Source organism: Paraburkholderia sp. JHI2823, assembly GCF_038900695.1.
GTDB classification, from domain to species: domain Bacteria; phylum Pseudomonadota; class Gammaproteobacteria; order Burkholderiales; family Burkholderiaceae; genus Paraburkholderia; species Paraburkholderia mimosarum.
Genome location: NZ_JAYMRY010000013.1, coordinates 102,226 through 113,912, shown reverse-complemented (window position 1 = coordinate 113,912; position 11,687 = coordinate 102,226). Strand labels below are relative to the sequence as shown.

Genomic DNA, 11,687 nt, shown 5'->3' with positions numbered 1-11,687 from the left:
TGCATATGACGCGCAGCGGTCCCCGTATGTCGTTGTGTCCGGTGGCAGGGCCTGTGTGCGTCAGGTCTTCGGCAGGGTGACGCCGTGCTGGCCTTGATACTTGCCGCCGCGATCCGCGTAAGAGACCTCGCAGACCTCGTCGCTTTCGAAGAACAGCACCTGGGCAACACCCTCGTTCGCGTAGATTTTGGCAGGCAATGGTGTCGTATTCGAGAATTCGAGCGTCACATAGCCCTCCCACTCGGGCTCGAACGGCGTGACGTTCACGATGATCCCGCAGCGCGCGTAGGTGGACTTGCCCAGACACACGGTCAGGACGTTGCGCGGAATGCGGAAATACTCGACCGTGCGCGCGAGCGCGAACGAATTGGGCGGAATGATGCAGACATCGCCCTTGAAGTCGACGAACGACTTTTCGTCGAAGTTCTTCGGATCGACGATCGTGGAGTTGATGTTCGTGAAGATCTTGAATTCGTCGGCGCAGCGGATGTCGTAGCCGTAGCTCGACGTTCCGTAGCTCACGATCTTGCGGCCGTCCTCCGACATACGGACCTGATCGCGCACGAACGGCTCGATCATCTTCTGCTCTTCGGCCATGCGCCGGATCCACTTGTCGGACTTGATTGCCATGTTCGCTACGTACGAGGAAAAATCGGGTCGGGAAGGCATGCGGATGGCCCCATCGGGCACTCGCCGCGTGCGAAAGGCGCCTATTTTACGCGATGTGGATCGGCGTGCCGGGAACTGCGTTTGACGCTGCCGGGATGGATGCAGCCGGTGGCGCGGCCGTAGCGCGCAAACCCGCATGATTGCTGGCGCTCACGCGGCCTCGGTTGGTCTTCCGGTGGATTTCGGGTCGCCTGCTGGTCGCCTGGCGGTCGCCTTCCGGTGGCCCGGCGCGAGCCGATGTGGCATGGCGCCACGCTCACTGGGCGCGGATCAGCCCGCACGCGAGCGCCGGACCCGTACCGCGCTGCGGATACGCATAGGGGTCGATCGGATCGCGATGCACGATCACGGCGCGCTGCAGCACGGAGCGCACGCCGTCGAGCGAAACGTCGGGTGCGACGATAAAGCCGGTCGCCACGCCATTCGAATCCGCATGGATGTTGCCGAGGTCGCCCTCGACGCGCGCGCCCGGCTTCAGGCGCTCGGCGGCGGGGGCGAACACGGGGCCGGCGCTCGATGCATCGATGGCGTTGCAGTCGCCGCGTTCGTGCACCTGCAGTGCGTGATCGCTGTCGGGCGGCAGGCCCGCGAGGTTGTAGCTCACCTGCACGCCGTCCGAGTGCTCGACGAACGACACGGTGCCGCGCGCCTGGCTGCCGACCGTCGGCAACAGCTGCGCGCTCGCGCGCTTCTCCTGCTGGCCCATGAAGCTCGTGCAGCCCGCTAGCAGCATGCCGCCGCCGAGTGCCACGAGCGCCACGAGGGCCCTCACCCGTACGACGTGCGCGTTCCCCGCTTGCCTGTCGTGTCCTTTATCCATGCGATCCTCTTGCCGGCCGGCGGCAGCCCCGTTGCTCCCGCCACACCGGACCCGATGAAGCCCACATGATACCGCGCACGCGCCGCGCCGCGCGCCTATCTGTCCCCATGCGCGGGAACCGGCCAGGCCTCTGGATGCGCAGGAATTCAGGTGTTCTGCACGACGATGGTCGGGAACTTCGAGGTCATGTCGCGGGCTCGCTCGGCGATCTGGATTGCCACGCGCCGCGCGATCGCGCGATAGATTTCCGCCACCGGCCCCTGCGGCGCGGCCACCACGGTGGGGTTGCCCGAATCGGCCTGCTCGCGAATGGCGATGTCGAGCGGAAGGCTGCCCAGCACTTCGACGCCGTACTCCTTCGCCATGCGCTCGCCGCCGCCCGCACCGAAGATATGTTCGGCCTGACCGCAGTTCGAGCAGATGTGCACGGCCATGTTCTCGACGATGCCGAGAATCGGAATGCCCACTTTCTCGAACATCTTGAGGCCCTTCTTCGCGTCGAGCAGCGCGATGTCCTGCGGCGTCGTGACGATCACGGCGCCGGTCACGGGCACGCGTTGGGAAAGCGTGAGCTGGATGTCGCCGGTGCCGGGCGGCATGTCCACCACGAGATAGTCGAGCTCGCGCCAGTTCGTCTGCCGCAGCAGTTGCTCGAGCGCTGAGGTGGCCATCGGGCCGCGCCAGACCATCGGATTGTCCTGCTCGATCAGAAAGCCGATCGAGTTGGCCTGCACGCCGTGACCTTCGAGCGGATTCATCGACTGGCCGTCGGGCGACTCGGGGCGGCCCTCAATGCCGAGCATCATCGGCAACGAGGGGCCGTAAATGTCCGCGTCGAGCACGCCGACAGAAGCGCCTTCGGCCGCGAGCGCGAGCGCGAGGTTGACGGCGGTCGTGCTCTTGCCCACGCCGCCCTTGCCCGACGCCACGGCGACGATATTCTTGACGTTGGGCAGCAGCTTCACGCCGCGCTGCACCGTATGCGCGGTAATCTCACTGCGCACGGCGACGCGGCTTGCCTGCACGCCCGGCACGGCGGCGAGCGCCGCTTCGACCTGCTTGCGCACGGCGTCGAACTGGCTCTTCGCGGGATAGCCGAGCACGATCTCCACGCCGACCGTGTCGCCTTCGACGCTGACGTTGCGTACGCCCTTGGCCACCGTGTAGGGATGGCCCGTGTTCGGATCCGTCAAGGCCGCGAGCGCGGCGTCGATCAAAGCCCGGTCTATGCTCATTGAAACTCCGTGGGGAGAATGCCGGTTCGCGTAAGCGCTCATCGCAGCGAGGAGTGATCGCGTACGCGCCGGAAATCGAAAGAAATTGTTAAGCTGCATTGCGCAAATCCGGCCGGGAAGGCACGCTTCGCGGCAGCATCGTTTGCGCGCGCCAAAGGCGCTCTCAAGGCTGCTGGAATGCGGCCGCGAGAGCGCCTGGCGGCGCAATCCTCAAGGCGTCATTGTAGTAGCTGCCGCCGTGCGCGCATCGAAGACCCTGTTCGCAAGCGGGGCCGCGAACGCCACGGCCGGCCTGGTTCCACTCAAGAAAGGAAAGCAAATGAACACAAGAATCCTGACCCGCCTCTCCGTCTTCGCCGTTGCCGGCGCGCTCGTCGCCGGCTGCGCGACCCAGCAGGGCACCAATACGGCGCTCGGCACGGGTGTGGGCGCCGGTACGGGCGCCGCCATCGGCGCGATCTTCGGCGGCGGCAAGGGCGCGGCGATCGGCGCGGGCGCGGGTGCACTGGTCGGCGGCATCACGGGCTACAACTGGAACGCGATCCACAACAAGCTCTCGGGCGCGACCAAGGGCACCGGCACCCAGATCACCGAGCAGCCGGACGGCTCGCTCAAGCTCAACATCCCGAGCAACGTGACGTTCGACACCAGCAGCTATGCGATCAAGCCGTCGTTCGCGCCGGTGCTCGACGAGGTCGCGCAGACGCTCCAGCAGAACCCGGAAGTCGTCGCGCAGGTGGTAGGCCATACGGATAACACGGGCTCCTCCGCCTACAATCAAACGCTGTCGGTCAATCGCGCGCAGAGCGTCGTGAACTACCTCGCCTCGCGCGGCATTCAGATGCAGCGCATGGCGGCCGACGGCCGCGGCGACACGCAACCGGTCGCCGACAACAACACCGAGGCGGGCCGCGCCGCGAACCGCCGCGTCGAAATCTATCTGCGCGCCACGGCGCAGCATCAGGGCTGAGGCTGCCCGGCACAGCCGCTGGCTAGAGGCGACAGCTAAAGGCGACACATCGACGGGACGGCAGCGATGCCGTCCCGCTTGCATTGCGCATTCGGAGCGGCAGCAGGGCCGCTTCGGACCCGCTGCTGGACGGCCATCAACGCCTCGTCTGGAAACGCTGCCAGGGAATCGAAAAAATTTTCGAACTCTCCGGAAACCGCGCTGTCTTTGTTTACGGTACGTGTGCGGCAGCGCCGCCGCGTCACCATTCTCCTCTTGTCGTTGTTGCTCCGGGGCCATACTGCCCCGGTTTTTTTTTGGCCGCTTTTTGCAATGCGGCTTCTCCGTTGCCCGAGCGGGCGTGCTGTCTCTACCCAAATCGCATGCGAGCGCTCAGCCGCCGGCTGAACGGGGGTGCGTCTGCCCTGCTAAAATCGCCCTTTCCCCCTGCAACATCGGACTTCTCCTCATTTATGTCAGCACCCGCCACCGACCTCGCAGCAGCCGGCGCGCATGCCAATCAAAGTGGCCGCCGCCAGATTCTCGTCACGTCTGCTCTGCCCTATGCCAACGGGCAGATCCACATCGGCCATCTGGTCGAGTACATCCAGACGGACATCTGGGTTCGCGCGCTTCGAATGCATGGCCACGAGGTCTACTACGTCGGTGCCGACGACACGCACGGCACGCCCGTCATGCTGCGCGCCGAGAAGGAAGGCGTCACGCCGCAGCAGTTGATCGCGCGCGTATGGCAGGAGCACAAGCGCGACTTCGACAGTTTTGGCGTGTCGTTCGACAACTACTACTCGACGGACTCCGAAGAAAACCGCGTGCTCTCCGAGTCGGTGTATCTGGCGCTCAAGGAAGCCGGCCTGATCGACACGCGCGACATCGAGCAGGCCTACGACCCGGTCAAGAACATGTTCCTGCCGGATCGCTTCATCAAGGGCGAGTGCCCGAAGTGCGGCGCGAAGGACCAGTACGGTGACAGCTGCGAAGTGTGCGGCTCGACCTATGCGCCCACCGATCTGAAGAATCCGTACTCGGTGGTTTCGGGCGCCACGCCCATCCGCAAGACCTCGACGCACTACTTCTTCCGCCTCTCCGACCCGCGCTGCGAAGACTTCCTGCGCGGCTGGGTGAGCGGGCTCGCGCAGCCGGAAGCGACCAACAAGATGCGCGAGTGGCTCGGCGAGTCGGGCGAATCGAAACTCGCCGACTGGGACATCTCGCGCGACGCGCCGTACTTCGGCTTCGAAATTCCGGGCGCGCCGGGCAAGTACTTCTACGTGTGGCTCGACGCCCCGGTGGGCTATTACGCGAGCTTCAAGAACCTTTGCGAGAAGCGCGGCATCGACTTCGAGGCGTGGGTAAGGCCCGGCTCGAAGACCGAGCAGTACCACTTCATCGGCAAGGACATCCTGTACTTCCACACGCTGTTCTGGCCGGCCATGCTGCAGTTCTCGGGCCACCGCACGCCGACCAACGTGTTCGCGCACGGCTTCCTGACCGTGGACGGCGCGAAGATGTCGAAGTCGCGCGGCACGTTCATCACGGCGGAAAGCTACGTGAGCACGGGCCTGAACCCCGAGTGGCTGCGCTATTACTTCGCGGCAAAGCTCAACAGCACGATGGAAGACCTCGACCTGAACCTCGATGATTTCCAGGCGCGCGTGAACAGCGACCTCGTCGGCAAGTACATCAACATCGCGAGCCGCGCGGCGGGCTTCCTGATCAAGCGCTTCGACGGCCGCGTGCAGGACAGCGCGATGAATCATCCGCTGCTCGAGCAACTGCGCGCCGCGATTGCGCAGATCGCCGCGAACTACGAGGCGCGCGAATACGGCCGCGCGCTGCGCCATACGATGGAGCTTGCCGATGCGGTGAATGGCTACGTCGATACGGCCAAGCCGTGGGAACAGGCCAAGGATCCGGCCAACGCGGCGGCGCTGCACGAAACCTGCTCCGTGAGCCTCGAAGCGTTCCGCCTGCTCTCGCTCGCGCTGAAGCCGGTGCTGCCCACGCTCGCCGAAGGCGTCGAACAGTTCCTGGCGATCGAGCCGCTCACCTGGGCCGACGCGGGCAAGGCGCTCTCCTCGCAACGCCCGATCAACGCGTACAAGCACCTCATGACGCGCGTCGATCCGAAGCAGATCGAAGCGTTGCTGGCCGCGAACCGCGACTCGCTCCAGGCCACTGACGCGCCCGCCGCGGCAGCCGCCGATGCGAACAAGAAGTCGAAGGCCGTCAAGGAAGCGAAGAAGGCAGAGCCGCAACTGCCTGGCGAGCCCGAAGTCATCTCCATCGACGACTTCGCGAAGATCGACCTGCGCGTGGCGCTGATCGTGGATTGCAATGTCGTCGAGGGCTCGGACAAGCTGCTGCAGCTCACGCTCGACGTGGGCGAAGGCCGCACGCGCAACGTGTTCTCGGGTATCCGCTCGGCCTACAAGCCCGAGGATCTCAAGGGCAAGCTCACCGTGATGGTCGCGAACCTGGCGCCGCGCAAGATGAAGTTCGGCATGTCCGAAGGCATGGTGCTCGCGGCGTCGGCCACCGACGAGAAGGCGGAACCGGGCCTTTACATTCTCGAGCCGCACTGCGGTGCAAAGCCGGGGATGCGAGTGCGGTAAAAGCGTAGCGAGTCTTTTCAGTTCCAGTCGTCGCAAGCGCTGCTTCGCGACTGTCGACTCAAAATGCCGCCCCACGGGGCGGCATTCGTTTATCAGGCACTCGCGTGCAACTGATACGTCATCTGCGGGGTGATGGAGGTGATGGCACTCTCCCCCTTGACCCGGTGCCCCTCTGTCAGGGCGCGATCGTGGCCTTCACGCTTTCGACCACGGGGTTGCCGTCGTCGTCGATCAGCGAAAACCGGACTTCGGCCGTTTCGCCTGCCCCGGCGCCGAGCTGGTCGAGTTCGAGCGTCGAGCCGGAAAGCGGTGCCACCATGTCGGGTGTGATCTGCTGCGAGCGGCCGCCGATCTTGACGAGAACAGCGTTGAAAGTTGCGTAGTAGGGCGTGGGGTTGTCGATCTTTAGCGTGAGCTTGCCCCCGGCATTCGCCAGCGAGAACGTCAGACGTTTCGGCAGCTCGCGCGCTCCGTACGGCAGTCCGGCCGGCCGCACGAAGACCTTGTACTGCGTGCGCATCGTGACCATCACGCTCTGTGCCTTGTCGGGCTGATTTTTCGGCACGCCCGGGATCTCATACAGGTTGAGCCAGAACAGCGACTCCCGGTCGGACGTCAGCTTCGCGCCGGAATGAATGATCCGCAGGCTGGTCTGGTCCCCTGCGCCCATGCGAAAGATTGGCGGCAGCGTAACGAACGGTGCGGTTGATTCCTGGGGTACCGCTTCGATACGGCCGTCGTCGATCCACGCCTGAACCAGTACGGGATATTTGTTGACATTGAAGAGCTGCACCGATTGCTCGGTATCGCCCGCGGGAAATATCACGCGCGATGCCACCGGCGTCACGCCCGCATGAGCCGGCAGGCTCAGCGAGGCCGCGAGCAGTGCTGCGAATGCGAATGCGAGACCGGCGAGGCGAAGAGAGCGCAGGACGTTCCGGGCGGGTAGCCAGTCCGTGAGAACGCGCAAGGCACTGGCGCGCCGCCGTGCATGCAGCGCGTGACTGGCGGACGGCCCCGAGCCGGATCCACTGCGAACGGGAAAGCCGCTGGGCGCGGCAGCGCTTGCGCTACGGACGGATTTACTGGACACGGACAATGACCTGCGCGGTTGCGTTGTATCTGCCGGGCGTGACAGGCACCGCGCCAGGCGCAAATGCCTTGAACGTCGCATTGATCTGGCGCTGGTAGGACGTCAACCCTGCGCCCGGCGATCCGGTCGAGGTCGCGTCATTGAGCACCGGATCCCAGCCGTCTTTCGCGCCGCCCATCGTCACATACTGGTTCGTCAGAAAGTTCAGCGCACCGCCGCCAGGCCGCGTCAAGGCGACGCCGACACCGGTCGCGACCGTCGGATCGGTTCCATAGTTGTCCGAAAGCAGATAAGTCACGCCGGTGCCCGTGGTCGTGAGTCCTGCCGACGCCGCGGCCCGGGCGTTGGCAGCCGGCGCGAGGATGCCGAGCGCGGTCTGGTTGGCACCGGTGCCGCTCGCAAAGGCGCTCATGCCCGAGGGGGTCGTGGACTGGCATTGCATCTGGATCGTGACGGGCAACTGGCGCGTGGTGCCCTTGTTCAGCTCGTCAACCGTGATCAACGGAAAAACGACGACCGGAGTCGCATTGGTCACGGCGCAGGTGGCCGTTCTCCTGATGTAGACCGTGTTATAGGCGTTGATTGCGCCCGGCCATCTGCTGTAGAACCCGTCGTATGCAACGTTGTGGTCGGCACCGGGCTTTACGTTGCCGCCGAAGTTGGGCGCCACGAATGCCACATACCCTGCGGGCTGGTAATAGGCCCAGATGCCAGGGTCGGCGCTGGTGTTGGCATAGTAACGGGTACAGGTGCTGCACTGGAAGAATTCGAGCTTGTACTGGCTGAAGTTCTTCGCTTTCACGAGCAGCCAGCCCTGGCTGTCCTTGTCGAGGTTCGTCAACTGGCGAGCAGCCCAATAGCGGGAGAGGTATTGTCCGGTCGTGATGTTGGTGATGCGCGAGATGAGTCCTTTGTAATAGGTGTAGTAGGTGCCGGGAATGCCGGAGTCTCCGCTCGCGTCCTGTTTCCCGGCATAGTCGTTGTCGCCGTTGGTCGAGAAGAACTCGTACAGGCCATTGGCCGTGGCGGCCTCGGGCGAGCAGCGCCACAGCACCTGTTCGGGACTGTAGCTGCCGACGCCGTTGGATCCCATGTTGTAGAGGGAAGAGACGCCGCTGCCAAGCAGTGTGCCGTCTGGCACGAAAGGCGGCGTGTTGACCGTGACGGTCATCGGGTAGGCGCCTTGTCCCGCCGTGTCGGTCGAGCCGAGCCAGTTGGTCGTGATCGTACCGGGATCGGTGTAGTACGCGCTATTCACGTCATTGATGAGACCCGTGATCTTGTAACATCCCGTTGCCGTGGACACAGCCCATGACGAGGTGGGCAGGCCCACACCGAGGCAGCAGGCGAGCAGCGACAACCAGGCGGTTCGGCGCGGTTTGAGCATGCGTGCAAGAGAATTAATGAATCTGCGGGACATGGTTGGCATTCCTGATTGCGTGTCTGTTCTGTCGCATCCGCTGTTGATGACGGACCGATGCGGCCGGGTGCCGGACGGTGCGTCCGGCTTCGCCCGGCCATGCTGGGCTTCGCTCACCGCTTCGCGGAGACCACGATGGGCGAACACTCGGCCTTCATATTCACCAGGGGTGCCTTGGCATCCTGCCCGCTCAGGTCGTAAGGAATCGCGCACTGGTTTTCCCGGCCCTCGCCCCATTTCACGGTGACGACGCCCTGCTCCGACGGCACGCGCGCATACACCTGCCCGCCCTGGCCGACCATTCCGATGGCAGTGCCATCGCTGGTCAGGACGTCGGCGCCGAGCGGCAACGGCTTGCCGTCTGGCAGCGTGGAGCGGATCAGCACCGCATGGCCCGTGAGGGTCGAGAAGCGCAGCAACACGGACGAGCCAGGGTACGGCGCGACGCGCAACTGGTTGCCCGTCAACTCCGCGCGCGTGCTGATGCCCTTGGTGTCGAGCGCCACGTCGTTGTACCGATAAGGTGTGAGCGACGGCACGATCGCATAGCCCCAGCGGTCCACCTGTGCGCCCTGGCCATTGCGCACCGTCGCGCCTTCGGCCCCCTTGGCCTCGACGAGGCCAAAGGTATCGGAGAGATAGGGGCCGAACGTCACGCCGCCGCTGTGCGCGACTGCCGCGCCGCGCGCTGTGGCGCCGGCCTGCCAGAAGCCGTTGCCCTGCGAGTAACTCGCGCCCATGGTGATCATCGAGAGGTTCTTCTGGATGTTGCCGCTGATGCTGCGCTGACCGTCGCCCGTCTGGGCCGTGCCCGTGAGGCCGTAGCTGATCGTCTGGGCCTCGTCGGCGATGCCGGAGACCGAGGCCTGATAGGTACTGCTCGAGTGCGAATCGAGCGTGACGCCGCCCGACACCGAGGCGGAGCGTGGCCCCGAGCCGAATGGAATCGACACGGTCGCCATGAACGTGTTCGAAGTCGGATACTGCCTGCCCGTCTGCGCGCTGCCCGTGACGAAGCCAGGACCACTCGTCGTGTAGATCGGCCCCGTGTGCTGCCGCACGAACGACAGGTTGTAACTCAGCGACTTGAAATGATTGTTGTAGCTGATCTGGAACTGCGTATCGCGGGACTTGGCTCCGTAGTAGTTGCTGACGCCGAGCGACAGTGACAGCGAGCCGTAGCTGTCAAGGTTCTGGTTCACGTTGACCGTGAACTGGTTGCGCTGCTGGTATGTGCTCGACGACCAGTTCTGGCCGCTCTTGTAGGCCGCGCGCGCGCCGAGCGCATCGACGAAATCGCGATAGCCGCTCGTCGAATAGCGGTAGCCGGCAAGCGCAAACGTGGTCTGGGTGGCCGCGATCGTGTGGCTATAGGTAATGGAACTGAGCCAGCCGTTCGTGTGGTGACCGGTCTGGTCGAGCGCGTTGGACCACGAGGCGTTCAAGCCGAACGCGCCGACAGGCGTGGCGAACACCGCGCCCGCGAGCAGCGACTGGTAGTCGCTGGACAGGCGGGTGGCGCTGTTGAGCGTGACGTGGTTTGTCAGGCCGCGTTCATAAGTCAGGTCGGCGAACGCGGCGTTCGCGCCCTGGACCTGGCGCACCTTGCCGAGCGTGGCGCTATAGTGCGACGACCCTGCGCGCCGCGAGTTCGGCACGGCCGAGAACGGCACGACGAAGCTGGACACCTGCCCGTTCGCTTCGAACACCTGAACGGTCAAGTCGCCCTGGAAGCTGGTCGGGCTGAGATCCGTGATCCTGAATGGGCCGGGTGCGACCGTGGTTTGATAGATCGTATTGCCGTTCTGGCTGACGACCACGCGCGCATTGGTATTCGCGATACCGGTGACGACCGGTGCATAGCCCTGCATCGAATCGGGCAGCGAGCGCTCGTCGGTTTCGATGTGAACGCCGGTATAGCCGACGGAACTCAGCAGGTTGCCGCTGGTGAAACTCTGTCCGACGACGAGTTGGCTGCCGATTTCCGGCAGGGGCCGCTCGGCGTAGGCACGGATGTTGTTCCAGCGCGAATAGCGGGTATTGCCTCCGTCGGTGAAGCTGTAGGCGGACTGCTGGTGCAGACGCCAAAGGCCAATATTCACACCGGCGTTCAGGCCGGCGTAGAAGGAGTTCGTCTTGAAGCCGAACGCCGACGACGTGTAGTAGTTGGTGTCGTAATTGACGTAGGCCATGGTCTGGCCGGCGTCGAGGCTCTTGATGTCGACGGATCCGCGCGGCGTGCTCTTCATCATCGCCTGGGGAACGCTGATGTCGAGCCTCAGGCGCGACAAATCGAAGGTCGTGGACGCGCCTTCGACGCGCTTGCCCATAGGCAGACACGCTCCGGGCGTGTCGGTGCCGCCGGCCATGCCGCCCTCGCTGTCGGGCATCGGTGTTTCGGCGGGCGCCGCATCGACCGAGGCGTCGCCGGACTTGACGCCGGAAACCAGCACGCCGCTTTCGCGCAGGAACGAATCGCTCAGGCAGGGATAGACCTCCCCGTCCTGGTCCGCGCGAAACTCGACGGCCTTGCGCGAGATGAAGTTGCTGTTCAGGTAGACGTCCACCTGATAACGGCCCGGGTCGACGACGCTCGCCTTGTTATAGCGTTCGATGTCGGCCACGCCCAGCGACGAACCGAGCAGCAGCTTGCTGTCGAAGTTATAGGCCAGCGTGGTCGGCATGGCTGCGCCGGACTCTTTTTCGCTGGACTCGACCGGCGCGGCGAGCACCGGCATGGCCGGCACCGCGAAGCCAAGCGCGAGGATGCTCAGCGATAGCCGGCAGGCCGGATGCGCGTCTTTTCTCGGGGCGAGTTTTCCCGCGCGGCGCGTATGGCGTGCCGCGGCATGTGCTGAACACGTCATC

Annotated in this window: 8 protein-coding genes; 2 read left to right on the top strand and 6 right to left on the bottom strand. The window is 64.7% G+C overall.

The annotated features are described in order from the left end of the window. Positions 1-60: 60 nt before the first annotated feature. The 3 genes from dcd to apbC all read right to left on the bottom strand — a co-directional run bounded on the left by dcd (position 61) and on the right by apbC (position 2,724). Positions 61-630 carry a dCTP deaminase gene (dcd, locus tag VSR34_RS16765; protein ID WP_028210539.1) on the bottom strand — a complete coding sequence of 190 codons (570 nt, stop codon included), beginning with the start codon at positions 628-630 and terminating at the stop codon, positions 61-63. A 295-nt stretch (positions 631-925) separates the two neighbouring features. Beyond that, complete coding sequence (locus tag VSR34_RS16760; RefSeq protein ID WP_272945654.1) at positions 926-1,402, bottom strand: superoxide dismutase family protein; 477 nt, start codon at positions 1,400-1,402, stop codon at positions 926-928. A 233-nt stretch (positions 1,403-1,635) separates the two neighbouring features. Further along, complete coding sequence (gene apbC / locus VSR34_RS16755) at positions 1,636-2,724, bottom strand: iron-sulfur cluster carrier protein ApbC (RefSeq protein WP_342962980.1); 1,089 nt, start codon at positions 2,722-2,724, stop codon at positions 1,636-1,638. Positions 2,725-3,043: 319 nt separating this feature from the next. On the opposite strand from apbC, the gene VSR34_RS16750 reads away from it, so the two are divergent. After that, positions 3,044-3,694, top strand: coding sequence for an OmpA family protein (locus VSR34_RS16750; protein ID WP_028210542.1), 651 nt, complete (start codon positions 3,044-3,046; stop codon positions 3,692-3,694). A gap of 452 nt (positions 3,695-4,146) precedes the next feature. Next, on the top strand, positions 4,147-6,306 hold the full coding sequence (gene metG / locus VSR34_RS16745) for a methionine--tRNA ligase (protein WP_342962979.1): 2,160 nt from the start codon (positions 4,147-4,149) through the stop codon (positions 6,304-6,306). A 175-nt stretch (positions 6,307-6,481) separates the two neighbouring features. On the opposite strand, the gene VSR34_RS16740 is transcribed toward metG, so the two are convergent. The 3 genes from VSR34_RS16740 to VSR34_RS16730 all read right to left on the bottom strand — a co-directional run bounded on the left by VSR34_RS16740 (position 6,482) and on the right by VSR34_RS16730 (position 11,686). Beyond that, on the bottom strand, positions 6,482-7,276 hold the full coding sequence (locus tag VSR34_RS16740; protein ID WP_342962978.1) for a molecular chaperone: 795 nt from the start codon (positions 7,274-7,276) through the stop codon (positions 6,482-6,484). Between the two features lie 112 nt (positions 7,277-7,388). Next, positions 7,389-8,819: a fimbrial protein gene (locus VSR34_RS16735; RefSeq protein WP_342962977.1), complete on the bottom strand. Its 1,431-nt coding sequence runs from the start codon at positions 8,817-8,819 to the stop codon at positions 7,389-7,391. Between the two features lie 113 nt (positions 8,820-8,932). After that, positions 8,933-11,686 carry a fimbria/pilus outer membrane usher protein gene (locus VSR34_RS16730; protein WP_342962976.1) on the bottom strand — a complete coding sequence of 918 codons (2,754 nt, stop codon included), beginning with the start codon at positions 11,684-11,686 and terminating at the stop codon, positions 8,933-8,935. Between the last annotated feature and the right edge of the window lies 1 nt (position 11,687).